Raw genomic sequence first — 22785 nt, 5'->3', positions numbered from 1 at the left:
TTGGAATCCGTGTGTAGCAAGCTGTAGCCTGCATCAAACCGCGTGCGTGCCTTTGGGCACACACCCTACCTGCAATCCCACAAACCCCGTGTGTAGGGTGTGTGCGGTACGCACGCACGCGGTCTTTTTTAAAAATGTTCTTTCCAATCAAACCAAAGGCCGTCTGAAAGCACTTTCTACCTTTCAGACGGCCTTCTTATATCCCTATCCCTGTTTATTTTTCCAACCGTGCAATCAGTTCATCGGCCAAGTCAAGATAAGCTTGGGTGCCTTTGGCGTGGGCGTCGTAGGCGAGGGCGGGGAGGCCGTGGCTGGGGGCTTCGGCGAGGCGGATGTTGCGGGGGATGACGGTGTCGAAGAGCAGGTTGCCGAAGTGTTGTTTAAGCTGCTCGCTGACTTCGACGACGAGGCGGCTGCGGCTGTCATACATGGTGCGGACGATGCCGGTTACGTCGAGGTCGGGGTTGATGGCTTGGCGGATTTTGCGGACGGTGGCCACGAGGTCGGAGATGCCTTCGAGGGCGTAGTATTCGCAAAGCATGGGGACGATGACGCCGTTGGCGGCGACCAGGCCGTTGAGGGTGAGCAGGGTCAGGGACGGGGGGCAGTCGATGAGGACGTAGTCGTAGTCGTCGGCAACAAGCTGCAGGGCGTTTTTGAGGCGGATTTCGCGTGCGATTTCTTGGACGAGTTCGACTTCTGCGCCGGCCAGTGTGCGGTTGGCGCCCAATACGTCGTAGCCGCCTTCTTTGCTGCGGACGACGGCGTTAAGGATGTCGGTTTCGCCGAGGACAACTTGATATACGCCGTTTTCGATGGTGGCTTTGTTGATGCCGCTGCCTGTGGTGGCGTTGCCTTGGGGGTCGAGGTCGACGACGAGGACGCGGCGGCCTTTTGAGGCCAGGGAGGCGGCTAGGTTGACGGTGGTGGTGGTTTTGCCGACTCCGCCTTTTTGGTTGGCGACGGCGAGGATTTGTGCGCTCATGTGCTTTGCTGTCGTGTTAAGTGTGGATGGCTGGATTGTACCGTTATTCGGTATGCTTGGGTTGTTTTCAGACGGCCTTTTTGCGGATGATGACGATATGGCGTTCGGCATTGAGTTGGGGGACGTGCAATGCTTCGACTTTTTCGACGGCGACGCTTTCGGGCAGTTTGTCGATTTCTTCTTGCGGATATACGCCTTTCATGGCCGCCCAGTAGCCGCCGTCTTTGAGGAGGTGTTCGGTCCAGTTGACGAAGTCGGCGAGTTCGGCAAAGGCACGGCTGGTGATGACGTCGGCGCGGCAGTCGGCGGCGGCTTCTACGCGGCCGCTGATGACGCGGACGTTTTTAAGGCCGAGTTCGATCACGGCTTGTTGTAAAAAGGCGGTTTTTTTGGTGTTGGCATCGAGGAGGGTGATGTCAAGGTCGGGGCGGCAGATGGCGGTGGGTATGCCGGGCTGTCCGCCGCCGGAGCCGACGTCGAGCATGGTTTGGGCGTGTTCGATATAGGGCAGGAGGGTCAGGCTGTCGAGCAGGTGATGGCTGACGGTTTGGGCGGGATCGCGCAGGGCGGTCAGGTTGTAGGTTTTATTCCACTTTTGCAGCAGGGCGGCATAGTCTAGCAGTTTGGCCTGTTTGGCTTCGTCGATGTCCAAACCCAGTGCCTGTATGCCGTCGCGGAGCTGTTGCGCCTGATTCATTTGTTATTCCTTATTGGTTAAAACGCGTTGGATGTAATGGTAACGGAAAGCATGCCGTCTGAAAATGTTTGTGCTTGTTGAATCAACGTTTCATCTTGTGAAAGACGATGGGCTGTTCCGGCGCGCGCGTGAGCTGTTTGGGCAGGGTCAGCATGGCGATGATCCATACGGAGAGGGTGTAGTAAAACACGCCTTGCCCGAGCATACCGGCCAATGCGGCATTGCCTAAGATGGCTTCAAAAATCAAGCCTGCCGCCGCTGAGGCACACGCTGCGACACCGGCAAGGAATAGGGCGTAACGCGAATGCCGGCGCATCATTTTTTTATACGCCAGCTTAGTCAGTCCGCCGGCAATCGGCAGGTTGAGGAAGGCAAACATGCCGCAGACAAACCATGCGACGGAGTCCTGCCAACCGCTTTGCCATGCCCACGCGCCATCTTTGACCGTTATCAGCAGGCCTTGGCCGTCTGAAAAGGCGATTTGCACGATATTGTGCAATATCATCGCCAGCGGCAGAGTGAGGAACATCAGTGCGACCAATAGGGGGCGGTAGGGCTTTTCTTGAGTCAGGTACATGGCGGCTTGCCTTGTTGTGGGATAAGTCGAAATGATAGCAGATTGGCGGTTGATTCACGTTTGTTAGCGCTGAAATTGCTGACAAAAACGGTCAATTAAAAAAGAAATGAAAAATTCTTTTTTCTTGGCAAACGTTGGTAGATAAAGGTTAAGAAAACGTTTTCAGACGGCCTAATCTCTTATTTTTATATGAACCGAACAGAAAATCTTTGCATTTCTCCGTAAAATCTACTAAATTCTCAATAACATATTATAAAGACCTGAAATCTGGAACCCAAACCGAAACTGCCTCCCGCTATTTACGCTCGGAAACTCAGCAGGCAACAAAAGTTTCACACACTACAAAAACAAAGCAATTCCTCTGAAATCAGTTGTTTATAATGATAGATAACCACAAGGCAAACCATGCCTGACTTTAGTAGGAGTAAAACCATGGCTGAAGCAACCGATGTCGTATTAGTAGGCGGCGGCATTATGAGCGCCACTTTGGGCGTATTGCTCAAAGAACTCGAACCATCTTGGGAAATCACCCTGATCGAACGCTTGGAAGATGTAGCGTTGGAATCATCAAATGCATGGAATAATGCCGGTACGGGACACTCTGCGCTGTGTGAATTGAACTATGCGCCCCTGACTGCCGACGGCACGATCGATCCGACCCGCGCCCTCAATATTGCCGAACAATTCCATATCAGCCGCCAATTTTGGGCGACTTTGGTCGAAGAAGGCAAACTGACCGACCGCACTTTCATCAATTCCGTCCCCCATATGTCGCTGGTGATGAACGCCGACCATTGCAGTTATCTGCAAAAACGTTTCGACGTGTTCAAAAACCAAAAACTCTTTGAAAAAATGGAGTTTTCTACCGACCGCGCCAAAATTGCCGAATGGGCGCCGCTGGTTGTCAACGGCCGTGATGAAAACCAATCCATCGCCGCCAACTACTCCGCCGAAGGCACAGACGTCGATTTCGGCAGCCTGACCCGCCAAATGGTCAAATACTTGAGCGACAAAGGCGTAAAAATCAAATTTAACCGCCATGTCGATGACCTCAACCGCGAATCGGACGGCGCATGGGTGCTGAAAACCAGCAGCACCAAAGACGATGACGACCCGTTGACACTCCGCACCCGTTTCGTCTTCCTCGGCGCAGGCGGCGGCGCACTGACCCTGCTGCAAAAATCCGGTATCCCCGAAGGCAAAGGTTACGGTGGCTTTCCGGTTTCCGGCCTCTTCTTCCGCAACAGCAATCCCGAAACGGCCGCGCAACACAACGCCAAAGTGTACGGCCAAGCCTCCGTTGGCGCGCCCCCTATGTCCGTTCCGCATTTGGATACCCGCAACGTGGACGGCCAACGCCATTTGATGTTCGGCCCATATGCAGGCTTCCGCCCCAACTTCCTCAAACAAGGCTCGCTCATGGATTTGCCGATGTCCATCCACATGGACAACCTCTACCCCATGCTCCGCGCCGGTTGGGACAATATGCCGCTGACCAAATACCTCTTGGGCGAATTGCGCAAAACCAAAGAAGAACGCTTCGCCTCGCTGCTCGACTACTATCCCGAAGCCAACCCTGACGATTGGGAACTGATTACCGCCGGTCAGCGTGTGCAAATCATCAAAAAAGACCCGAAAAAAGGCGGCGTACTCCAATTCGGTACCGAAATCGTCGCCCATGCCGACGGCTCGCTGGCCGCATTGCTGGGCGCGTCTCCCGGTGCATCGACAGCAGTTCCGCTGATGATCAGACTCGTCCACCAATGCTTCCCCGATCATGCCGAATCATGGTCAGGCCGTCTGAAAGAATTGGTGCCCGGCTACGGCATCAAGCTGAACGACAATCCGTCTTTGGCAGACGAAATCATCAGCCACAACGCGACCGTTTTGGGCATCCACCACTAATTGAAGCAAGCACAAAGGCGGGCATTCTTGCCCGCCTTTTTTCAAACCATTAAAATAACGGCATTCAGGCCGTCTGAAACCTAATCGGCAACGGCATGTTGCACGATTCAAACCCGAAAATCAGCTCAGTAGAAAAACGCCATGACCGATATTCTCAACAAAATCCTTGCCACCAAAGCAGAAGAAGTGGCCGCCCAAAAAGCCGCCGTTTCCTTGGAAGACATCAAAGCCCAAGCGCAGGCAGCCGCGCCGGTTCGCAGCTTTATCGGCTCGATCCGTGCAAAACACGCGCAGAATCTGCCCGCCATTATTGCCGAAGTCAAAAAAGCCAGCCCGAGCAAAGGTCTGATCCGCCCTGATTTTCATCCTGCCGAAATCGCCGCCGCCTATGAAAAAGCCGGCGCGGCCTGTTTGTCCGTGTTGACGGACGAACCTTATTTCCAAGGCTCGCCCGAGTATTTGAAACAGGCGCGTGCGGCCGTGGCGCTGCCGGTCTTGCGTAAAGATTTCATCATCGACGAATACCAAATCTATCAGGCGCGCGCGTGGGGTGCGGATGCGATTCTTCTGATTGCCGCCGCACTGGAAGCCGGGCAGCTTGAGCGTTTTGAAGCCGTTGCCCACGAATTGGGCATGACTGTCTTGTTGGAGTTGCACGATGCGTCCGAGCTGGAAAAATGCCGCAACATGACCACGCCGTTGTGGGGCGTCAACAACCGCAACCTGCGTACGTTTGAAGTAACCTTGCAACAAACCCTCGACCTTTTGCCCGAATTAAACGGCAAAACCGTTGTCACCGAAAGCGGCATCCGCAACAAAGAAGACGTCGATTTCATGCGCGGCCACGGCGTGCATACTTTCCTGATCGGCGAAACCTTTATGCGTGCCGACGACATCGAAGCCGAAGTCAAAAAACTGTTCTAAACCCTAAAAAACATCAGGCCGTCTGAATTTTCAGACGGCCTGAATCCATTGGAGACGAGAAAAAATGTTTACCGTACAACGCATTTACGCTTATCAGCCCAATCCCGAACAGGCTGCTGTCTTTATCGACCGCCTCTATCCGCGCGGCGTTCATAAAGAAGTTTTCGCTACGGCACTTTGGTTGAAAGACATTACGCCCAGTGCAAACCTACGCCGCTGGTATCATGAAAATCCGGCTCAAAATTTTGACGGTTTTGTCAGCCGTTATCACGAAGAGCTGCAAGGCGATGTCGAGCAGGCCGCCATCAAGCGGCTGCTGGATTTGGAAAAACAGCACGGCAATATCTTGTTGCTGACCGCCGTCAAAGACCCCCGACATTCCCACGTTTCCGCGCTGGCTCAATTTTTGGGCGCAACGTTTGAATATCGCGATTAAAAAATCAGTGTTTGGGCTGAATGCAAAAAGGCCGTCTGAAATCAAGGTTTCAGACGGCCTGCTATTTTCAAATCAAGAAGGATAAGGGTGTGCCACCAATTTTCCGTCTATGTATTCACCGATATAGACTTGTGAGGCTTCAAGGTGGAGGCGGTCGAGTTCTTGTTTCAGCCATTCTTCGTCACGCTTAATGATTTCGAGGATGTCGGGGTCGACTTGGCCGTCTGTAATCAGCGGATAGCGCAGGCTCTCGTCGCCGTACTGGATGACGGTGAGCTGGCCGTTTTGTTCCATCACGGCGCGTTTGACGGCAGAGATTTCGTAGATGCCGGCGGCGCGGAGTTTGAACATGAGGTCGTGTGCGCTGATGCCGTTTTTCATGCATTCATCGGTTTGGATTTTGCCGTTGACGATGACCCAGACGGATTTGCCGTCAATGATGGATTTGACCCAGCGGTTGTGGTTTTTGATGAATTTCAGGCTCAAGACCAACAGCGTCCACAAAATCAGCACGAGGAAAAATTGCAGCAGGCCGACGCTGTCGCTGTAAATCACGCCGCCGATGATGCCGCCGAGTACATAGTTTTGCACTTGGTCCATGGCGGAGGTCGGCGCGAGGTTGCCTTTACCTAAGAGGTTGATTTGCAAAATCAAACCTAAAATACCCATCAGCAGTTTGAGGGCGAGCAGGGAGTATGCTTCCATGTGTGTGTATCCTGTTATTCTTTATCGATGAGTTCGATATTGTTGTTGACCAAATTGATGGGCGTCAGCGTGTAGGCGGAGAAGTCTTGATTGAAATGGACTTCGTAGTATTGGTTTTTAATGCCGATAATCATGCCGTTGAACAGGCGCGTGCTGTTGACGATGATGTCTTGTTTTTCAACTTTTTGGTTTTCAATCAAAGCATTGAGAAAACCCACCATGCGCGAAGTGTCGGCGGCAAAGTTTTGACGCTCGCTGTACGAAAGATATTGCGTGCCGCAGATGAGGATGAGCAACAGCAGCGCAATAATGCTCAGGTCGCGGTATTTGGTGTCCATGCGGTGGCGCAGGTATTGCGATACGGCGAGCAGGAGGATGACGAGGGCGGCGAAAATCAGGATGTATTTCAAGTAGTCGTTGAAATACATATGATTTTCAAGATAAAAGTGAGAAAAGAATTTCATGGTATTTAATAAATTTGGGAAGGGTAATAAGGCCGTCTGAAACTTAAATTTCAGACGGCCTCGTCTATTAAACAAGGATGTTGCGTTAAGTTTTCAAAATAGGGTGTTTTTAAAGCGGTATCAGTTGATAAATCCGTCGTCTTTCATTTTCTTTTCGGCAAAATACTGGCTGATCACCAGCAAGCTGGCCAGAATGATAATGAAAAGACCGGCCATGGTCAGGGAGATTTTGAAAAACAAATCGGCGTCGATAAAGGCAAACCACAGTTGCAAAATCAAGAGCAACACCCAGCTGACGAACAATCCGAGACAGGCATAGACGCCGAGTTTAAACACGTTCTTTTTCCAAAATGACGACGTAGGCTTCACGCACGAAAAACAGCAGCATGCGGCGCTGGTCTTTTTCCATGGTAACAACCTTCCAGCCTTGTGAGGCGTGGCTGTTGAGAAAATCGCTGAATTTGACCGGATTGATTTTGGCGCTGCCGAAAATCAAGCTGGAAAGCAGGTTCTCTTGATAAATGACGGCTTTATATTCTTTCATTTTATTCCTTTGAAAAATAAGGGGGCTTTAAAGCCCCCTGATTCTACTCCTTATTATTCAATTGCGGTAATACGGAGCCTTCGCCCAAGGACAACAAACCGCTTTGCGAGTAAATACCCAGTTTGGCGCGGGTGTCGGTGATGTCGAGGTTGCGCATGGTCAGTTGGCCGATGCGGTCGAGCGGTGTGAACGCTGCGTCTTCGACTTTTTCCATGCTCAGGCGTTCGGGTTGGTAGGTCAGGTTGGGCGATTCGGTGTTCAGAATCGAATAGTCGTTGCCGCGGCGCAGTTCGAGGGTAACTTCGCCGGTGATGGCTTTGGCAACCCAGCGTTGGGCGGTTTCGCGCAACATGAGGGCTTGGCTGTCAAACCAGCGGCCTTGGTAGAGCAGGCGGCCGAGACGCAGGCCGTTGATGCGGTATTGTTCGATGGTGTCCTCGTTGTGGATACCGGTTACCAAGCGTTCGTAGGCGATGTGGAACAACGCCATGCCCGGGGCTTCGTAGATGCCGCGCGATTTGGCTTCGATGATGCGGTTTTCGATTTGGTCGCTCATGCCCAAGCCGTGACGGCCGCCGATGCGGTTGGCTTCGAGGAAGAGTTCGACAGGATCGGCGTATTCTTTGCCGTTTAATGCAACCGGCACGCCTTCTTCAAAGCGCACGCTGACTTCTTCGGGTTTGACTTCGACGTTTTCGTCCCAGAAGGCAACGCCCATGATAGGCTTAACGATTTTGATGCCGCTGTTGAGAAATTCCAAGTCTTTGGCTTCGTGCGTCGCGCCGAGCATATTGGAGTCGGTGGAGTAGGCTTTCTCCACCGACATTTTGTAGTTGAAGCCGTTGGCAATCAGAAATTCGCTCATTTCGTGGCGGCCGCCAAGTTCGTCGATAAATTGTTGGTCGAGCCAAGGTTTGTAGATTTTCAGCGCGGGATTGGTCAAGAGGCCGTAGCGGTAGAAACGCTCGATGTCGTTACCTTTGTAGGTGCTGCCTTCGCCCCAAATATTGACGTCGTCTTCCTTCATGGCGGAAACGAGCATGGTGCCGGTAACGGCGCGGCCCAGAGGCGTGGTGTTGAAGTAGGCGATGCCGCCGGTGGAAACGTGGAATGCGCCGCATTGGATGGCGGCGATGCCCTCGTGTGCCAACTGCGCGCGGCAGTCAATCAGGCGGGCATTTTCTGCGCCGTATTCCATCGCTTTTTTAGGAATAGCGTTGTAATCGTCTTCGTCAGGTTGGCCGAGGTTGGCGGTGTAGGCGTAAGGCAGTGCGCCTTTGAGTTTCATCCACAACAGCGCGGCAGAGGTATCAAGACCGCCGGAGAAGGCGATGCCGACTTTTTGACCGACGGGGAGATTTTGTAAAATGGTATGGTTTTGGCTCATTGGGATTCCTCCAGACTTGAAAAGTTGAAACCATTATCTTATAAATGGATAAGATAATCTACTTTGATGCCGTCTGAAAAAGCATTCAGGTTTTCAGACGGCATTTGTCCGCAATTATTGATGGTGCTATCTGACGCTGAATGCAATGAAGCATACTGCCCAAACCGAAGCAGCTGCCAAAGGCCACAACAAGTAGCCTTTTTGCCCGGTCAAACGCCACATTTCATCTGCATTGGTTGCAACAAAAAACAACCACAAAAAACCAAGTAAAATATCCGTAAAGACTGCCAGTGAAAAAATCATACGGTTTGCAGGCAAGAGGCTGAATGCGTTCAGAACAACCCATTGTATAAAAAATGTGGAAAGCGTAGCATATTTGGCGCGAAAATTGACTGCCCGTTTGTCTTGATGAATTTTACGGCGAATAATCAAATACTGAACAATCAGCACAAACGTACACACAAAAAGGCTGATAATGAACATGAAAAACGCAAAAATGCCGATTACAAACATGAGCCTCTCCTATCCGTTGCACCTATACCATAGCCAAGTGATGGCACCGAGTGCTTCGCTTTCGTTCCATTGTTCATTGGGGTAGAGTTTAGGGGAGATGATGTTTAGGGTTGTGATGGTGGGCATAGTTTAGAGGGGGGGTAAAACAAAAAAGGTAAGTGTAAGTGGTTTTAAGGCTGCCTGAAAGCGGATTAACAGCGAAAAAGAGAACGCGTGAGTGCGAGCACCCACGCTTGCTATCAGACAGACTGGCTACGCTGGCTATGCTTGTTATATATCTATATGGTTATATAGATATATAATTTTTTCACTCCATTCATTTGATTGTAGGGTATCTGTATCTTCAGCAATATACAAACCAATATCTTTTGACCAGAATGCATAAGTTTGTTGAATTATATCTATATTCTTCAGATAATTAAAATCTGAGAAAGCACCATCAAACATGCATATTATAGCTATTGGATTAAGCTGATTGATATTTAGTATTTCATCTTTAATTACATTAAATAAATCAATATTTTTGGAATATAAAAAATAAGATTCTGTTAAAAAAATATCATATTTCCACTCATTATTTTCAAGAATATATTTTTCAGATTTAATGCAACGTGATCTAGATTCCCATTGCTTTATATTTTCATGATTTCTGTCTTCTTTTAAAAAAATACCATAACACAATATAGAAAACTGGTCAGTACCACAATTTTTTAAAAAATCTATTATTTTCATTTAGTTACCACTAATTAGGTTTAATTGATTATTATCTGGTATAAAGCTTGCAATGACTTTATCCTTATACGGCCCATCTTTTGCAACAACAATAACAACGTATTTCCCATTTGATTTACCTAATAAGCAATATTGGAACAGTAATCATGGGAAATCATGAATAGCCTTTAGGCAGAAGGAAAGATTATGAAAGACCGACAGCATTTGTTCAACCTCATCATCATCGGCGATGAAATCCTGCACGGCAGCCGCCAAGACAAGCATTTCGCCTTTTTCAAATCTTTATTGGAATCGCGCGGGCTGAAACTCAATCAGGTGCAATATCTGCCCGATGAACCCGAATTGCTGGTCAAACAACTGCGCCGCAGTTTTTCAGACGGCCTGCCGACTTTCGTTACCGGCGGTATCGGCTCTACGCCTGACGACCACACGCGCCAAGCCGCAGCGGCTGCTTTGGATTTGCCCGTTGTCCGCCATCCTGAAGCCGCCAAGTTTATCGAAGGCGTAACCCTGAAACGCGGCGAGCCGCTCGATTCGCCGGAACACGCCCAACGCCTGAAAATGGCGGATTTTCCCGAAGGCGCGGAACTTGTGCCCAATCCGTTTAATAATATCGCCGGATTTTCCATCCGCGAGCATTATTTCTTCCCCGGTTTCCCCGTGATGGCGCACCCGATGGCGGAATGGGTATTGGAAACTTATTACGCCAACCGTTTCAACCAAACTGAACGCGGCAGCCGCAGCGTGTATGTGTTCGACCAACCCGAGTCGCGCATTACGCCGATTATGGAACATCTTGAGCGTACCTACGCCGGTGTCCGTTCTTACAGCCTGCCCACCGTGGGCCGTACCGATTCAGACGGCCGTTACACTCCGCCGCATATCGAGTTCGGCATCAAAGCGGAAGGTGAGGCCTGCCGCTTGTTGGATACGGCGTGGGAAGATGCGTTGCAGGGTTTGCAGGCGATTGGCGCGACTTTGAAAGAAACGGTGGAATAATGCACTTATCCCCGGCCCAATCCAGACGCGCACTGATTTTTGCCTCTTTGCTGTTTTTGCCGCCGACCCTCATCATCGGCATTTGGCTGGCGCAATATGGCGGCTTCGCTTTTGAACCGCCGCTGATGCACGCCGTCCATGCCCATGCGGGCACATGGTTTGACCCGATTGCCACCGTGTTGCACTATCTGGGCAAAACCGAGATTGCCGTGCCGCTGATCGGCGCAGTCGCCGCAGCCCTGTATTTTGCCGATAAGAAGCGCGAAGCACTGTTTTGCGTGTTGGCGGCATTGATGCCGACTTTGAACATGCTGATTGTGAAGGTTTGGTTTGCCCGCGAACGTCCGCTGCTTTGGCCGCGCCTGATTGAAGAGAGCAATTTTTCCTTTCCCAGCGGCCACAGTACGTTTTCCGCCGCCATTGCCGTCATGCTGATATTGCTTTGCCGCCGCACGCGCTACCGCCGCGCCGCTTGGATAGGCGGTATTTCCTTTGCCCTGCTGACCGGGTTTTCACGCATTTATTTGGGCGTGCATTATCCCACCGACGTTTGGGCAGGCTGGACAAACGGCACGCTGACTGCCTTGCTGGTGTATATGCTCATCTTCAGGCCGTCTGAAAAATAGAAGAAACGAATCATGAATACACGTTCACCCAACACGCCTTATTGGCTCAGAAACGGCCATGCCGACACCCTGTTTGCCAAGCTGCTGCAAGGCAAAGCGCCTGACTACCGCCGCGAGCTTCTGCCCGACAGCACCGGCAAAACCCAAGTTGCCTACGATTTTGTCGACAGCGCCGACCCCGATGCGCCGTTGGTGGTTTTGTTCCACGGACTGGAAGGCAGCAGCGAGAGCCATTACGCGGTCGAGTTGATGAAAGCCGTACAGCAGCGCGGTTGGAACGGCGTGGTTGCCCATTTCCGCAGTTGCGGCGGCATAGAAAACACCGCGCCCGTGTTCTACCATCTCGGCGATACGCCCGAAATCGCTTTTATGCTCAACACGCTGGCACAACGCTATTCAACCATCTACGCTGTCGGCGTTTCTTTGGGGGGGAATGCCCTGGCCAAATATTTGGGCGAGCAGGGCAGTAATGCCGTTCCGCGCGCATCTGCCGTCGTTTCCGCGCCGGTTGATGCCGTGGCCGCCGGTACACGTTTTGATCAGGGCATGACGCGCTTGATTTACACGCGCTATTTTTTAAATTCGCTGTTGCCGAAAGCCCAGGCGATTCCTCAGTTTCAGACGGCCTTAAGCCAGCAAAACTGCAAAACGCTTGGCGATTTTGACGACCGCTTTACCGCGCCGTTACACGGTTTTGCCGACCGTCATGATTACTACCGCCGCAATTCCTGCAAACCGTTTCTGAAAGGCGTAGATACGCCGTTGCTGCTGCTCAATGCCGTCAACGACCCCTTCCTGCCGCCAGAAGCCTTGCCGACCGGGCGGGACGTGTCCTCAGCCGTTACGCTGCTGCAACCGGCATACGGCGGTCATGTCGGCTTTGTCAGCCGCGATCAAGGCCGTCTGAATCTGCAATGGCTGCCGCAAACGGTGTTGGACTATTTCAAACAGTATCAGCCGTAAATGAAAAAGGGCATGTATGTGACATGCCCTTAGAGTGAAGAAAGTAAAAAGGCCGTCTGAAAACGAGTTTCAGACGGCCTTTTGAATAGCTTGATTATTTGCCTTTGTCGGCTTTGGCTTCTTTTTTCAGAGAAGCGTACAACTCAGGGTCGCGGTTTTTCAGTAAGGACGCAACGGCCAAGTCATCACGGTTTACTTTAGCCAAATCTACGCGCTCGATGTGTACCAAACGCAGCAATTCGCGTACAGGTTTAGGCATATTGCGGCCGGACTCGTAACGGGAACCACCGGATTGAGTCACACCAATGCGACTCCAGAAGTCCATTTGGTTCAGGCCGAGTTTTTTACGGATATCGCGGATATTTTCAATTTTTTCGAACGATTTCATGAATCTTCCTTATTGTGGTATTTAGTGTATGCCATTAGGCATAAAAAAGGTCTGCAAGAATGCCGGCATCCTTTTCCCTATTGTTTTTTGGGGTGATATGTGGGCGTATTGCAAATGGCTGATCTAGATAATTAGACAGTATATTCGAAAGAAGTTTTCTGCTGTCTGCCATAATTTGTGTAAATATTTCTTAATTCATTATTTCAGTAAAATTTTGTTATATAAATCATTAAATTATGCGTTTATCTTAGATATGGCATAAGCAAATTTTTACATAATTAAACAATTCAATATGGGTAAAAACTTAATTTCGAGTTTTTATTCGGTTTTCTGGATTGAGAATGCGAATAAATTTTAGGCCGTCTGAATCTATGTTTTCAGACGGCCTGAAGGTTTTTTCAAGGTTAAGGCTTACCGCTGGCAGGGCTGACGGTGAGGATTTCGTAGCCGGTTTCGGTAACCAAAACTTCGTGTTCCCATTGGGCGGAGAGGGAGCGGTCTTTGGTGACCACTGTCCAACCGTCGTTCAGGATGCGCAGATGGCGTTTGCCTTGGTTGATCATCGGCTCGATGGTGAAAATCATGCCCGGTTTGAGGACGAGGCCCTCACCTTTGCGGCCGTAGTGGACCACTTGCGGCGCTTCGTGGAAACCGCGGCCGATGCCGTGTCCGCAGAATTCCTGTACGACGGAATAGCCGGCATTTTCGGCAACCTGTTGGCAGGCATAGCCGACGTCGCCGAGGGTGGCGCCAGGTTTGACCGCTTCGATACCCGCCATCATGGAGGCGTGGGTCACGTCGATCAGGCGTTGGGCAATCGGGGAGACTTTGCCGACGGTAAACATACGGCTGGAGTCGCCGTGGAAACCGTCTTTTTTAATGGTCAGGTCGATGTTGACGATGTCGCCTTCTTTCAGCGGCTTGTCATCGGGAATGCCGTGGCAGATGACGTGGTTGACGGAGGGGCAGCAGGATTTCGGGTAAGGCGGGTTGCCGTAGTTGAGGGGGGCTGGATAACCACCTTGAACGTTGACGTGGTAGTCGTAAACGAGTTTGTCGATTTCGTTGGTGGTTACGCCGGGTTTGACGAATTGGCCGATGTAATCGAGGGCTTCGGCGACCAAGCGGCCGAGTTCGCGCATTTTTTCGATTTCTTCGGGGGTTTTGATGATGACTTTGTCCATGAGGTTTCCTTCTTGTTTCAGACGGCATAGAGGCCGTCTGAACGGGACGGGTGTGCCGTCTGTTTAAAACAGGTTGTCGAGATTGTCTTTATTGCGCGGTTTGGCTTGTGGTTTGGCCTCAGGCTCGGCTTTCGGAGTCGGTTTGGACTCGGGGACTTTGGCTTTTGCCGGTTTGTTTTCTACCGCTTGTGCGGCAGGTTTGCTGTCTGCGGCTTTGTTTGCTACCGGCTGGCTGTCTGCTTGAGGTATGTTTTGAGCGGCAGGGCTGCTGTTGTCGGATTGTGTGTTTTCTGATTTGTCGGCTTCAGCGCGTTTGTTTTCTGTGCGTTTGCTGCGGTGTGCGGCAGGACGGTCGTTTTTTGCACCTTCTTCGGCGTTGTCGCTTTTTTCGGTTTGGGGAACAATCGGGTTGCCGGAGGCGGTTTTTGCGTCGCCGTCTTTGGTAGGCTGAACGGTTTCAGGTTCGACAGTGCCGTTGGGGCGCCAAACTTCAATGCGTGTGTCGGTTTGTTCGGCGGGGCTTTTTTCGGGTACGTCGGTTTTACCGGAGTTTAGGGTGCTGAATACACCGGCAACAAGGGCTGCGACGGCGATAAAGCTGACAAGGAATAAAGCGCGGATTAGGTGTTTGGGCTTAAGTTGGAAAGGGGTTTTATTATTCTTGGACATGATGGGGCGGGTAATCGTTGGAGGAATGGCCGTCTGAATATTCAGACGGCCCCGGGTTGCCTGTGAATCAGTTGGCAACGTAGTTTTGATAGAGGGTGACGACTTTTTGTACGCCTACGGTCGTGCTGACTTTTTGGGTCACGCGGGCTTGTTCGTCAGGCGTGAGGATGCCCATCACATAGGTCACGTTGCCGTAAGTCACGATTTTGACGCGTGCTTGGGTGGCCGGGCTGAGGCCCAACAGGGTGGCGCGGACTTTGGATGTACCCCAAGTATCGTTGGTCACATCACCGAACGAACGCGCTTGTGAGGCAACGGTAATGTAGTTGTACACGCCTTCTGCGGCTTGTTCGGAGCGGGCGATGCGTTCAACAAATTGTTTTTCGCCTTCAGTAGCCACTTGGCCGAGCAGGAGCAGGTGGCGGTTGTAGCCGACAACGTTCAGTTTGGGCTTGTAGCCTTGGACTTGGTTGTTTTGGCGCAGATAGGAGCGTGCGGTGGTTTCGACGCGCAGTGCCATAACGTTGTCGTCGGTTTGCGCACCGGTGGTGCGGCGGTCGACGGCGGATTTGGTGCCGACGGCTGCACCGCCGATCAGTGCGCCGACGCAGCCGCTCAGACTCAAGCTCAAGAGGGTCGCAGTCAGAACGGGGAGGGCGTAGCGTTTGATATTCTTCATATCCTTTTCCTTGGGTATGGACGGTTGGGTGTTCAGACGGCCTTTAAGGAATGGGCCGTCTGAAAAGAAAGGGTTACATGCCTTCAAGCAGGACGGAGTCGATGCAGTCGCACATGGCGTGAATCAGCAAAATATGGTTTTCCTGAATGCGGGCAGTACGCGGATAAGGGACGTTGAGCAGAACGTCGGTATCTTTGAGCATGGCGGCGATTTTTCCGCCGTCGCGGCCGGTCATGGCGATGACGTGCATGTCGCGTTCGTGTGCCGCTTTGATGGCTTCGATGACGTTGGCGGAATTGCCGGAGGTGGAGATGCCGACCAATACGTCGCCTGCACGTCCGAGCGCGCGCACTTGTTTGCTGAATACATGGTCGAAACCGTAGTCGTTGCCGATGGCGGTCAGGGCGGAAGTGTCCGTCGTCAGCGCGACAGCGGCCAATTCCATGCGTTCTTTTTCAAAACGGCCGGTCATTTCAGCGGCGAAGTGCTGCGCGTCGGCAGCTGAACCGCCGTTGCCACAGGCCAGGATTTTGCCGTCGTTCATCAGGCATTGCAGCATCAGCTCGGCGGCCTGTACGGTCGGCTCGACCAGTACTTTTTCAGCTTCCTGCTTGGCACGGATGCTCTCGGCAAAATGTGCGGAAACGCGTTCTTGTAATGTTGTCATGAGGTTAACCTGTAATATTTTGAATCCATTCGGGCGGACCGTCGCCCTCGATCAGTACCGCGTCCAGGCGGCAGGGCGCATGGTTTAACCCGTGCTTTTGCAGATAATACTCTACACTTCGTTGAAATTTCAATAATTTGGACGGCGAGATGCTGTATGCGGCACCACCGAAACCTCGGTTTTTGCGGTATTTTACTTCAACAAACACAATCGTACCGCCGTTTTTGACGATTAAATCGATTTCGCCGTAGGCGCAATGCCAATTCCGCGCCAGCAGCGAGTAGCCTTTATCCAGCAGGAATGCCAGTGCCGCATCTTCGGCCGCCGCCCCCTGTTTGTGGTTTAAGCGCATGAAAAGTTTACCCGTTATATAATTATTGTTTTTAAAGAGACGCCGTTTCAGACGGCCTTGAATCTATGTACACAAAACACCTGCAAAAAGCCATCGACAGCATCGAAAAACAGACATTATACGTTGTCGCCACACCCATCGGCAATTTAGCCGACATAACGCTGCGCGCGCTGGCCGTGCTGCAAAAGGCCGACATTATCTGCGCCGAGGACACCCGTGTTACCGCCCAGCTTTTGAGTGCGTACGGCATTCAGGGCAAACTCGTGAGCGTGCGTGAACACAACGAGCAGCAAATGGCCGATAAAATCATCGCCCATCTTTCAGACGGCCTGAGCGTCGCCCAAGTTTCGGATGCAGGCACGCCTGCGGTTTGCGATCCCGGTGCAAAACTTGCCGCCCGCGTGCGCGAAGCCGGATTTAAAGTGGTGCCCGTGGTCGGCGCAAGCGCGGTCATGGGGGCGTTGAGCGTGGCCGGTGTGACGGAATCCAATTTTTACTTCAACGGTTTCCTGCCGCCTAAGGCCGGCGAACGCCAAAAGCTGCTGGCTAAATGGGCGGAATCCGATTTTCCGATTGTGATGTTTGAAACGCCGCACCGCATCGAGGCAAGCCTTGCGGATATGGCCGCGCAGTTCCCCGAACGCCGTTTGACTTTGGCGCGCGAAATCACCAAAACGTTTGAAACCTTCCTCAGCGGCACGGTTGCCGAAATCCAAGCCGCCCTTAAAAACGACAGCAACCAAACGCGTGGCGAGATGGTGCTGGTGTTGCACCCTGCGGTGAAAGAGAAACACAGCGATTTGCCCGAGGCGGCGCAAAACACGATGAAAATCCTTGCGGCCGAGTTGCCGACCAAACAGGCCGCCGAGCTTGCCGCCAAGATTACCGGCGAAAGCAAAAAAGCCTTGTACGATTTAGCGTTGGAGTGGAAACGGATTTCAGACGACGCTTGAGGTCTTGCAGGCTTATTTCTCTCAACCTGTGGTGTGAACGATGCGACGATTTCCTACAGGCAAGGCTGGGTATTGTTCGTTATCCGTTTGCCGGTTCTACAGGCTTTATATAGGTAAAGTTCTGTTTGCCGCATTGCTCCCCCCCCCCTTGTAATTTACAATGACACTGCATACAACTAGTATGTTCTTAAATCTTTCAATCTACGGGAGTGGACTTATGAAACAAAACATCATCGTTGCCTTATTCAACATCTCCAGCGAAGCTTATCAAGCCTTTTCTGAATTGAAAGCTTACTCGCAGACAACAGATGCTTTGGTGGCACAAGCCGTTTTGGTTAAAAAGGAAAATGGTCTGATTATCCCAGCAGAAAGCACCGACTTTACCGCCAATACGGTCGAAGGCACATGGACGGGCGGCCTCATTGGTTCGCTGGTCGGCATCCTCGGCGGTCCTATCGGTGTTCTGTTGGGTGGAGCTACTGGCGCACTCATCGGCAGTGATGTAGGCACTGCCCAAACATTGGGAGAGGGGGCGTTGCTAGAAAATACAGCCAAAAAACTGGATAACGGCAGTACTGCGATCATTATTTTGGCGCAAGAATCCAACGAAGCTGTATTGGATGCTTTCTTCCACCGTTTCAAAACCGTTATTCTCCGACAAGATGTAGCCGTTGCCCAACAGGACGTATTGGCAGCAATAGAAGCGCAGGAAGAAGTGGCACGTCAGGCACACGAAGCTTGGAAAAAACAGCGCAAAGCCGAGCGCAAAGAGAAAGTGGAAGCCTTCAAGGCCGACATCAAACAAAAATTCGACAAATTGGCAGCCAAGTTGAAATAACACTGCCACCAACCCAAGGTATGTAACCGCTCAAATTTTCCGTTTCGGATGCATGCCAAACCGGTTTGAGGCTACCTGAAAATCTATTTTTCAGGTAGCCTCTCCCTTTTTCATGCCCCGAGACCTTTGCAAAGGTCTCAACCTATGTTATTGCAAAGGTCTCGGCCTTTTTATAATTGGATTTTAGATCGATCCAATAGGTTCAATACGCTTCTAAGTTTGCGTTTCAGACGGCCTCAATGTTTGACAAACCTGTTTTAACGCTGCCATGCGCTGCGCAAATATTCGATACAGTCGGTCAGGGCGTAAAACGGGGCGTTGCCGTGATTGGCGTTGGGGTAGAGGGTAAAGCGGACATCCGCGCCGAGGTGGTGCAAAGTGCCGGCAAGAATTTTGGCTTGTGCAACCATGCCGCGGCTGGTTTGGTCGGGGCGGTTGTTTTTGCCCTCATGTTCGCCTGCGCCGAGGCGGATGCCGATTCCTTGCGGCAAAGTGTCGGGCAGCCAATCGAGTACGCGGCGGTCTTGCCACCAGATAGACGGCGAAACCAGCAAATAATGGCGGAATCGTTCGGGGCGGGTGAACAGGGAATAGAGGCCGTACAAGGCGCCGAACGAATGGCCGAAGACGGCTTGGTTTTGGGTATCGATGCGGTATTTGCTGTTGAGCAGGGCGGAGAGTTCGTCATCGATAAAGCGGCTGAAGCGGTCGGCTTGGCCGTATTGTTTGCGTTCGGATTCGGGCGCGTTGCCGGGCAGCGGCGGCGTGTAGTCGAGGGCGCGTTGGCTTAAGTCGCGGATGGTGCCGCCGGTGTAGCCGATGCCGATAATCAGGCAGGCGGCATGGCTTTTGGTGATGGGGTTGATGAGCAGGGATTGCGCCATATTGAGGATGGCGGGGAAAAAGGCATCTCCGTCAAGAATATACAGCACAGGATAGCCGCCTGCCGGACGCTCGCCGAGTGCCGCGGCTTGAATGCGGTAGGTGCGGCCGGTGTGTGCGGAAGTAAGGGCGGTTTCTTCGGCTTGCAGCAGGGTGGCGGCTTGCCAGTTAGGACGGATGGACATGATGGGGTGCTTTAATCAATGGTTGCTTAAGGGAAAAGGCCGTCTGAATAATGGTTTTCAGACGGCCTTATTGTACGGATTTCTGCCTTTTTAACAATACGCGCGATTAGCGTACGTCAACGTAGGAGCTGCTGTGCAGTTCGCGTAGGAGGTTGGTGGTCGCCTGTTGCGCTTTTTGTTGGGACAGGTATTGGCGGACGGCATTTTGTTGGCGCTCTTCAGGCGTACCTGCTTCGCGGACGTCGTTCAGCTTGATGATGTGCCAGCCGAATTGGGTGCGGACAGGGGCGCTGATTTGGCCGGGTTTGAGTTTGTGGACGGCTTCTTCAAATGGGGCAACCATCATGCCGTCGGCAAACCAGCCCAAATCGCCGCCATTGCCGGCGCTGCTGTCTTGCGAGTATTGGCGTGCCAAACCGCCGAAATCTGCGCCGCTGCGGGCTTGTGAGTAGATTTTGCGGATGGTGCTTTCTGCGCCGACGGCGGCGTTATCGTTGTCGGCTTTAATGAGGATGTGTTGGGCATGGTATTGGCGCACAGGGTCTGCTTCAGGCAGGGTTACGCCTTGTTGTTTGGCCTGCTCGATGTAACGTGCCACTTCGGAGTCGTTGACGCGGCTGTTTTGCATGATGGCTTGTTGGCGCACTTTTTCAACAATAATGCTGTCGGCGATGTCTTGACGGACAGCGGCAGACGGGTTTTTGATGTTGGGGTTGTGCGCGATAACGGCTTCGATTTCGCTATCGGTCGCTTGGATGTTGCGGCGTTTGCCTGCTTGGAGGATCAGGGATTGATTGATCATTTGTGCCAAAACTTGTTGGCGCAGCTCGTTGTCGTCCATTTGTGTGCCTTTAGGCATGGTTTGACGCGCTTGCGCTACGGCTTGTGCTACTTGGCGGTGGGTAATGACTTCGTTGTCGACAACCGCGGCAATGCCGTCTGAAAGATGTACGCCGCTTTGTACGGCAGGCATGGTAGTGGCGCTGACGACTGGAGTTTTGTTGGCACGCGCTTTGGTCGCTTTGGCTTTAGGAGCGGCGTGTGCGCCTACTGCGAGAGTGAGTGCGGCGACGAGAATCAGGGGTTTGAAGTTCATTGTTTGACTACCTCGTTGGTTTTGCTGTAACCGGGGATGGCTAAGCGGAGTTTTTCGAATGGGTTGTTGCCGATATTGCTCAAGTCTTTGAGTTGGAGGTTGAAGAATACGGCGTTTTTGTGGCTGTTTTCGCCGGTAACATAGCGTTGGCCGACCAAGCTTGCGCTCCAGCAGCCGCAGTTGCTTTTGTATTCTGCACCGATGAGCATTTCCAGCGGTTTTTTGGCTTCGATTTCGTAATTGTAACGGGCAACGGCGTACAGGTTTTTACTCAACGGCCATTGGGCGGCAAGGTCGACTTGGCTGAGCCTGTCGTAGAAATAGTCGCCGTTGGCTTGCAGATAAATGCGCTCGTTGCGTCCGTATTTGTAGCGCGCGCTTAAGACTTTGCCGGGTTCGGGGTTGTAGGTAATCCCTGCGGCGTAGCTTTCGGCACGGCTTAGGTTTTGGTTGTAGTGGATATCCAAATCAATGCGGGTGCTCGGGGTAAGGTTGCCGTGTGCAAAGGCTACCCAGTCGGATTGGCTGCGCGGATAATTGCTGACGTTGCCGTCAGGCAGGACGTTGTCGTTTTTGAAGTAAAACTTCTGGCCGATACCTGCACGGAAGAGTTCCGCACCGGTGTTGGGGTTGAGGATACGGCTTTGTGTGGCCAGCGTCAGGCTGTTGGCCGAATTGATGCGGTCGTTGCCCGAATACAGGTTTTCGCGGAACAGCTGCGAATAGGTAAAGCTGTTTTCAGAGCTGTCGAAATTAGGCAGGTCGTTTTGGGACTTGGTCGGAATGTAGTTGTAAAACAGGCGCGGTTCAAGCGTTTGCAGGTATTCCCCGCCGAAGAGCCGGGCCCTGCGCTCGAAAGTCAGGCCGCTGTCGACGTTGATAATCGGCAGGACGCGGCTGACATTGCGGCTGCTTTGGCCGTTGAAGCTGTTGAGGCTGTAATAAGTGGCGTGTACGCCGACTTTAGGTCGAATGTAGCCCCATTGGTTGTGGAAGTCCCATTTAACGCTCGGGTAGAGCACCACGCGGCTGCCGTCTTGCTTGGTATCGTGATCAAAACGGGTAAATTGGCCGAACACGTTGAGTTGCGCTTTGCCGAGATGGCTTTGCCAACGGCCGGTCAGACGGGGCATGATGGCATAAGGCTCGTCTTTATAACCGTCTTGGTTGGCCAGCGTTTGATATTTTTGTACGCGCAACGAGCCGTCGAAGCTGCCGCCCAACAGTTTGTCGCTGTAATTGAGCCATGCCTGACGGTCGAGGTTGACGTTGCGTGCGATGTCTTCGCGGCCGTAGAAGTCGCGGTAGTAATCGTCGTCGGAAACTTGGTTGTAGTTGATGCCGCCGCTGATTTTGCTGTTCAGCTGCTGCTGGTGTTTCCATTTAAACTGGTAGCGGTTGTTGTAGACGCTTTTTTGGTCGTTGAGCATCCAGTCGCCATCGACTTCGCCGCTGTAATTCGGTTGCAGATAACGGACTTGGCCGCCCAGTTGCACGCCGCGTTTGCTGATAATGCCCGGGCGGATGGTGGCATCCAAATTCGGCGCAAGGTTGAAATAGTAGGGCAGGCTCAGCTCAAGGCCGTCTGAACCTGTGGCAATGGTCGGAACGAGCAGGCCACTTTTGCGGTTGCCGTTGATGGGGAAGTCCGCCCAAGGCGTGTAGAGGACGGGTACACCGCCGAATACCAGCGAAGCGTGTTTGGCCACGCCGATACCTGTCGACTCATCGGCTTCAATGCTTTGCGCTTGGATATACCAGCTGGCATCGCCGGGTGAACAGGTGTTGAATTTGGTATTGATGAGCTTGTAGAGGCCTTTGCCTTTGAGTTCGGCTTTTTCGCTGACACTTTGAAGGCGGCGGCCGCCTTGTTCGGTATTGAGGCGTACGGCAGTGCCGGAACCGGTTTGGTCTTTGAGGTTGTAAACCAATTGATCGCCGGATACGGTCGAACCGTTTTGATACAGGGTGAAGCGGTCGCCGGCGGTAACGGTATCGGTGGCTTGGTCGTATTGCGCCCAATCGGCATTGAGAACATCGGCATTGCGCTCGACAATGACGTCGCCTTCGGCACGGACGCCGACTTGGGTCTGACCTTCTATTTTATCGGCGTTGACGCGGGTGTAATCGGCAGGCAGTGCAGGCTCGCCGCTGCGTTTGATTTCGGCGGTTTCGGCCGGCTTGGCATCTTCGTGGTCGCAAAACAGGCAAGTGCTGCCCAAGGAAAGCGGATCGGCTTCGCTTTGGCTGGTTTTTACCGGTTTGGATGCGGCGGTGTGGGCAGGGGTATAGTCTTCCGCCTGCGGAACAGAAGCATCTTCCGCGCGTACGGCTGTTGCGCCAAAGCCCATAATTAAGGCGAGTACCAAGGGTTTGAGTGAAAATAAACGAGCCAAAATCGCCCCTTAAATCGGTTTGCCAGTTAGAATAGCGGT

At 52.2% G+C, this 22785-nt stretch carries 28 protein-coding genes; 8 read left to right on the top strand and 20 right to left on the bottom strand.

Annotated features, from left to right (window positions below; all coding sequences use genetic code 11):
• Positions 1–214: 214 nt before the first annotated feature.
• From HMPREF3139_RS06020 to HMPREF3139_RS06010, 3 genes are all read right to left on the bottom strand, one after another.
• Positions 215–985: a ParA family protein gene (locus HMPREF3139_RS06020; RefSeq protein ID WP_070461253.1), complete on the bottom strand. Its 771-nt coding sequence runs from the start codon at positions 983–985 to the stop codon at positions 215–217.
• 67 nt (positions 986–1052) lie between these two features.
• Positions 1053–1682 (bottom strand): 16S rRNA (guanine(527)-N(7))-methyltransferase RsmG, encoded by a 630-nt coding sequence (gene rsmG, locus HMPREF3139_RS06015; RefSeq protein ID WP_036493627.1) that lies wholly within the window; start codon positions 1680–1682, stop codon positions 1053–1055.
• An 82-nt stretch (positions 1683–1764) separates the two neighbouring features.
• A complete protein-coding gene (locus tag HMPREF3139_RS06010) occupies positions 1765–2259 on the bottom strand; it encodes a hypothetical protein (RefSeq protein ID WP_070461252.1) in 495 nt (164 codons plus the stop codon).
• Positions 2260–2691: 432 nt separating this feature from the next.
• Here HMPREF3139_RS06010 and HMPREF3139_RS06005 point away from each other — a divergent pair, with 432 nt between their 5' ends.
• The 3 genes from HMPREF3139_RS06005 to HMPREF3139_RS05995 all read left to right on the top strand — a co-directional run bounded on the left by HMPREF3139_RS06005 (position 2692) and on the right by HMPREF3139_RS05995 (position 5524).
• Positions 2692–4164: a malate:quinone oxidoreductase gene (locus HMPREF3139_RS06005; RefSeq protein ID WP_070461251.1), complete on the top strand. Its 1473-nt coding sequence runs from the start codon at positions 2692–2694 to the stop codon at positions 4162–4164.
• A gap of 141 nt (positions 4165–4305) precedes the next feature.
• Positions 4306–5088, top strand: a complete 783-nt coding sequence (gene trpC, locus HMPREF3139_RS06000) for an indole-3-glycerol phosphate synthase TrpC (RefSeq protein WP_070461250.1) — start codon at positions 4306–4308, stop codon at positions 5086–5088.
• A 64-nt stretch (positions 5089–5152) separates the two neighbouring features.
• A complete protein-coding gene (locus HMPREF3139_RS05995; RefSeq protein ID WP_070461249.1) occupies positions 5153–5524 on the top strand; it encodes a DUF488 domain-containing protein in 372 nt (123 codons plus the stop codon).
• Between the two features lie 72 nt (positions 5525–5596).
• On the opposite strand, the gene HMPREF3139_RS05990 is transcribed toward HMPREF3139_RS05995, so the two are convergent.
• The 8 genes from HMPREF3139_RS05990 to HMPREF3139_RS05960 form a co-directional block, all read right to left on the bottom strand.
• Positions 5597–6229 carry a DUF421 domain-containing protein gene (locus tag HMPREF3139_RS05990; protein ID WP_070461248.1) on the bottom strand — a complete coding sequence of 211 codons (633 nt, stop codon included), beginning with the start codon at positions 6227–6229 and terminating at the stop codon, positions 5597–5599.
• A gap of 14 nt (positions 6230–6243) precedes the next feature.
• Positions 6244–6693, bottom strand: a complete 450-nt coding sequence (locus HMPREF3139_RS05985) for a DUF3290 domain-containing protein (RefSeq protein ID WP_036493644.1) — start codon at positions 6691–6693, stop codon at positions 6244–6246.
• A 120-nt stretch (positions 6694–6813) separates the two neighbouring features.
• A complete protein-coding gene (locus HMPREF3139_RS05980) occupies positions 6814–7029 on the bottom strand; it encodes a hypothetical protein (protein WP_070461247.1) in 216 nt (71 codons plus the stop codon).
• Positions 7022–7237, bottom strand: coding sequence for a DUF4177 domain-containing protein (locus tag HMPREF3139_RS05975; RefSeq protein ID WP_036493650.1), 216 nt, complete (start codon positions 7235–7237; stop codon positions 7022–7024). The genes HMPREF3139_RS05980 and HMPREF3139_RS05975 overlap by 8 nt, the downstream gene beginning before the upstream one ends.
• Positions 7238–7280: 43 nt before the next feature.
• Positions 7281–8624 carry an argininosuccinate synthase gene (gene argG, locus HMPREF3139_RS05970; protein WP_070461246.1) on the bottom strand — a complete coding sequence of 448 codons (1344 nt, stop codon included), beginning with the start codon at positions 8622–8624 and terminating at the stop codon, positions 7281–7283.
• Positions 8625–8750: 126 nt separating this feature from the next.
• The gene (locus HMPREF3139_RS05965) at positions 8751–9137 is read right to left on the bottom strand and encodes a hypothetical protein (RefSeq protein WP_070461245.1); all 387 of its coding nucleotides are present in this window, start codon (positions 9135–9137) and stop codon (positions 8751–8753) included.
• A 9-nt stretch (positions 9138–9146) separates the two neighbouring features.
• Positions 9147–9263 carry a hemolysin D gene (locus HMPREF3139_RS10620; protein ID WP_083290052.1) on the bottom strand — a complete coding sequence of 39 codons (117 nt, stop codon included), beginning with the start codon at positions 9261–9263 and terminating at the stop codon, positions 9147–9149.
• A 144-nt stretch (positions 9264–9407) separates the two neighbouring features.
• Positions 9408–9869, bottom strand: coding sequence for a hypothetical protein (locus tag HMPREF3139_RS05960; RefSeq protein WP_004467569.1), 462 nt, complete (start codon positions 9867–9869; stop codon positions 9408–9410).
• 186 nt (positions 9870–10055) lie between these two features.
• On the opposite strand from HMPREF3139_RS05960, the gene HMPREF3139_RS05955 reads away from it, so the two are divergent.
• The 3 genes from HMPREF3139_RS05955 to HMPREF3139_RS05945 are packed head-to-tail and all read left to right on the top strand — an operon-like array spanning position 10056 to position 12457.
• Positions 10056–10868 carry a competence/damage-inducible protein A gene (locus tag HMPREF3139_RS05955; RefSeq protein WP_070461244.1) on the top strand — a complete coding sequence of 271 codons (813 nt, stop codon included), beginning with the start codon at positions 10056–10058 and terminating at the stop codon, positions 10866–10868.
• Positions 10868–11494 carry a phosphatase PAP2 family protein gene (locus HMPREF3139_RS05950; protein ID WP_070461243.1) on the top strand — a complete coding sequence of 209 codons (627 nt, stop codon included), beginning with the start codon at positions 10868–10870 and terminating at the stop codon, positions 11492–11494. The genes HMPREF3139_RS05955 and HMPREF3139_RS05950 overlap by 1 nt, the downstream gene beginning before the upstream one ends.
• Positions 11495–11506: 12 nt before the next feature.
• On the top strand, positions 11507–12457 hold the full coding sequence (locus HMPREF3139_RS05945) for a YheT family hydrolase (protein WP_063076203.1): 951 nt from the start codon (positions 11507–11509) through the stop codon (positions 12455–12457).
• A 94-nt stretch (positions 12458–12551) separates the two neighbouring features.
• Here HMPREF3139_RS05945 and HMPREF3139_RS05940 read toward each other — a convergent pair whose 3' ends face one another.
• The 6 genes from HMPREF3139_RS05940 to HMPREF3139_RS05915 all read right to left on the bottom strand — a co-directional run bounded on the left by HMPREF3139_RS05940 (position 12552) and on the right by HMPREF3139_RS05915 (position 16396).
• Positions 12552–12845: a helix-turn-helix domain-containing protein gene (locus HMPREF3139_RS05940; RefSeq protein ID WP_003684039.1), complete on the bottom strand. Its 294-nt coding sequence runs from the start codon at positions 12843–12845 to the stop codon at positions 12552–12554.
• Positions 12846–13249: 404 nt separating this feature from the next.
• Positions 13250–14029 carry a type I methionyl aminopeptidase gene (gene map / locus HMPREF3139_RS05935; RefSeq protein WP_070461242.1) on the bottom strand — a complete coding sequence of 260 codons (780 nt, stop codon included), beginning with the start codon at positions 14027–14029 and terminating at the stop codon, positions 13250–13252.
• 63 nt (positions 14030–14092) lie between these two features.
• The gene (locus HMPREF3139_RS05930; RefSeq protein WP_070461241.1) at positions 14093–14698 is read right to left on the bottom strand and encodes a hypothetical protein; all 606 of its coding nucleotides are present in this window, start codon (positions 14696–14698) and stop codon (positions 14093–14095) included.
• Positions 14699–14765: 67 nt separating this feature from the next.
• Complete coding sequence (locus tag HMPREF3139_RS05925) at positions 14766–15377, bottom strand: BON domain-containing protein (RefSeq protein ID WP_070461240.1); 612 nt, start codon at positions 15375–15377, stop codon at positions 14766–14768.
• Between the two features lie 73 nt (positions 15378–15450).
• Complete coding sequence (locus tag HMPREF3139_RS05920) at positions 15451–16044, bottom strand: phosphoheptose isomerase (RefSeq protein ID WP_003680645.1); 594 nt, start codon at positions 16042–16044, stop codon at positions 15451–15453.
• A 4-nt stretch (positions 16045–16048) separates the two neighbouring features.
• Entirely contained in the window at positions 16049–16396 is a 348-nt protein-coding gene (locus HMPREF3139_RS05915) for a YraN family protein (protein ID WP_070461239.1), read from the bottom strand.
• Positions 16397–16461: 65 nt separating this feature from the next.
• On the opposite strand from HMPREF3139_RS05915, the gene rsmI reads away from it, so the two are divergent.
• Together rsmI and HMPREF3139_RS05905 are read left to right on the top strand one after the other, a co-directional pair.
• Positions 16462–17349, top strand: coding sequence for a 16S rRNA (cytidine(1402)-2'-O)-methyltransferase (gene rsmI, locus HMPREF3139_RS05910; protein ID WP_070461238.1), 888 nt, complete (start codon positions 16462–16464; stop codon positions 17347–17349).
• Between the two features lie 217 nt (positions 17350–17566).
• Positions 17567–18187 (top strand): DUF1269 domain-containing protein, encoded by a 621-nt coding sequence (locus tag HMPREF3139_RS05905; RefSeq protein ID WP_070461237.1) that lies wholly within the window; start codon positions 17567–17569, stop codon positions 18185–18187.
• Between the two features lie 257 nt (positions 18188–18444).
• On the opposite strand, the gene HMPREF3139_RS05900 is transcribed toward HMPREF3139_RS05905, so the two are convergent.
• From HMPREF3139_RS05900 to HMPREF3139_RS05890, 3 genes are all read right to left on the bottom strand, one after another.
• On the bottom strand, positions 18445–19254 hold the full coding sequence (locus HMPREF3139_RS05900) for an alpha/beta hydrolase (RefSeq protein WP_070461236.1): 810 nt from the start codon (positions 19252–19254) through the stop codon (positions 18445–18447).
• Between the two features lie 106 nt (positions 19255–19360).
• Positions 19361–20350: a peptidylprolyl isomerase gene (locus HMPREF3139_RS05895; RefSeq protein WP_070461235.1), complete on the bottom strand. Its 990-nt coding sequence runs from the start codon at positions 20348–20350 to the stop codon at positions 19361–19363.
• Positions 20347–22746 (bottom strand): LPS-assembly protein LptD, encoded by a 2400-nt coding sequence (locus tag HMPREF3139_RS05890; protein WP_349267091.1) that lies wholly within the window; start codon positions 22744–22746, stop codon positions 20347–20349. The genes HMPREF3139_RS05895 and HMPREF3139_RS05890 overlap by 4 nt, the downstream gene beginning before the upstream one ends.
• Positions 22747–22785 lie beyond the last annotated feature (39 nt).

Origin of the sequence: Neisseria sp. HMSC15G01 (assembly GCF_001808255.1) — a bacterium.
GTDB classification, from domain to species: Bacteria; Pseudomonadota; Gammaproteobacteria; order Burkholderiales; family Neisseriaceae; genus Neisseria; species Neisseria subflava_A.
This window is presented reverse-complemented; position numbering and strand designations above follow the sequence as displayed.

Excerpts from the sequence above, each read along its gene's own strand:
- HMPREF3139_RS06020 (WP_070461253.1), bottom strand. The coding sequence starts at position 985 with ATGAGCGCACAAATCCTCGCCGTCGCCAACCAAAAAGGCGGAGTCGGC.
- rsmG (WP_036493627.1), bottom strand. The coding sequence starts at position 1,682 with ATGAATCAGGCGCAACAGCTCCGCGACGGCATACAGGCACTGGGTTTG.
- HMPREF3139_RS06010 (WP_070461252.1), bottom strand. The coding sequence starts at position 2,259 with ATGTACCTGACTCAAGAAAAGCCCTACCGCCCCCTATTGGTCGCACTG.
- HMPREF3139_RS06005 (WP_070461251.1), top strand. The coding sequence starts at position 2,692 with ATGGCTGAAGCAACCGATGTCGTATTAGTAGGCGGCGGCATTATGAGC.
- trpC (WP_070461250.1), top strand. The coding sequence starts at position 4,306 with ATGACCGATATTCTCAACAAAATCCTTGCCACCAAAGCAGAAGAAGTG.
- HMPREF3139_RS05995 (WP_070461249.1), top strand. The coding sequence starts at position 5,153 with ATGTTTACCGTACAACGCATTTACGCTTATCAGCCCAATCCCGAACAG.
- HMPREF3139_RS05990 (WP_070461248.1), bottom strand. The coding sequence starts at position 6,229 with ATGGAAGCATACTCCCTGCTCGCCCTCAAACTGCTGATGGGTATTTTA.
- HMPREF3139_RS05985 (WP_036493644.1), bottom strand. The coding sequence starts at position 6,693 with ATGAAATTCTTTTCTCACTTTTATCTTGAAAATCATATGTATTTCAAC.
- HMPREF3139_RS05975 (WP_036493650.1), bottom strand. The coding sequence starts at position 7,237 with ATGAAAGAATATAAAGCCGTCATTTATCAAGAGAACCTGCTTTCCAGC.
- argG (WP_070461246.1), bottom strand. The coding sequence starts at position 8,624 with ATGAGCCAAAACCATACCATTTTACAAAATCTCCCCGTCGGTCAAAAA.
- HMPREF3139_RS05965 (WP_070461245.1), bottom strand. The coding sequence starts at position 9,137 with ATGTTTGTAATCGGCATTTTTGCGTTTTTCATGTTCATTATCAGCCTT.
- HMPREF3139_RS10620 (WP_083290052.1), bottom strand. The coding sequence starts at position 9,263 with ATGCCCACCATCACAACCCTAAACATCATCTCCCCTAAACTCTACCCC.
- HMPREF3139_RS05960 (WP_004467569.1), bottom strand. The coding sequence starts at position 9,869 with ATGAAAATAATAGATTTTTTAAAAAATTGTGGTACTGACCAGTTTTCT.
- HMPREF3139_RS05955 (WP_070461244.1), top strand. The coding sequence starts at position 10,056 with ATGAAAGACCGACAGCATTTGTTCAACCTCATCATCATCGGCGATGAA.
- HMPREF3139_RS05950 (WP_070461243.1), top strand. The coding sequence starts at position 10,868 with ATGCACTTATCCCCGGCCCAATCCAGACGCGCACTGATTTTTGCCTCT.
- HMPREF3139_RS05945 (WP_063076203.1), top strand. The coding sequence starts at position 11,507 with ATGAATACACGTTCACCCAACACGCCTTATTGGCTCAGAAACGGCCAT.
- HMPREF3139_RS05940 (WP_003684039.1), bottom strand. The coding sequence starts at position 12,845 with ATGAAATCGTTCGAAAAAATTGAAAATATCCGCGATATCCGTAAAAAA.
- map (WP_070461242.1), bottom strand. The coding sequence starts at position 14,029 with ATGGACAAAGTCATCATCAAAACCCCCGAAGAAATCGAAAAAATGCGC.
- HMPREF3139_RS05930 (WP_070461241.1), bottom strand. The coding sequence starts at position 14,698 with ATGTCCAAGAATAATAAAACCCCTTTCCAACTTAAGCCCAAACACCTA.
- HMPREF3139_RS05925 (WP_070461240.1), bottom strand. The coding sequence starts at position 15,377 with ATGAAGAATATCAAACGCTACGCCCTCCCCGTTCTGACTGCGACCCTC.
- HMPREF3139_RS05920 (WP_003680645.1), bottom strand. The coding sequence starts at position 16,044 with ATGACAACATTACAAGAACGCGTTTCCGCACATTTTGCCGAGAGCATC.
- HMPREF3139_RS05915 (WP_070461239.1), bottom strand. The coding sequence starts at position 16,396 with ATGCGCTTAAACCACAAACAGGGGGCGGCGGCCGAAGATGCGGCACTG.
- rsmI (WP_070461238.1), top strand. The coding sequence starts at position 16,462 with ATGTACACAAAACACCTGCAAAAAGCCATCGACAGCATCGAAAAACAG.
- HMPREF3139_RS05905 (WP_070461237.1), top strand. The coding sequence starts at position 17,567 with ATGAAACAAAACATCATCGTTGCCTTATTCAACATCTCCAGCGAAGCT.
- HMPREF3139_RS05900 (WP_070461236.1), bottom strand. The coding sequence starts at position 19,254 with ATGTCCATCCGTCCTAACTGGCAAGCCGCCACCCTGCTGCAAGCCGAA.
- HMPREF3139_RS05895 (WP_070461235.1), bottom strand. The coding sequence starts at position 20,350 with ATGAACTTCAAACCCCTGATTCTCGTCGCCGCACTCACTCTCGCAGTA.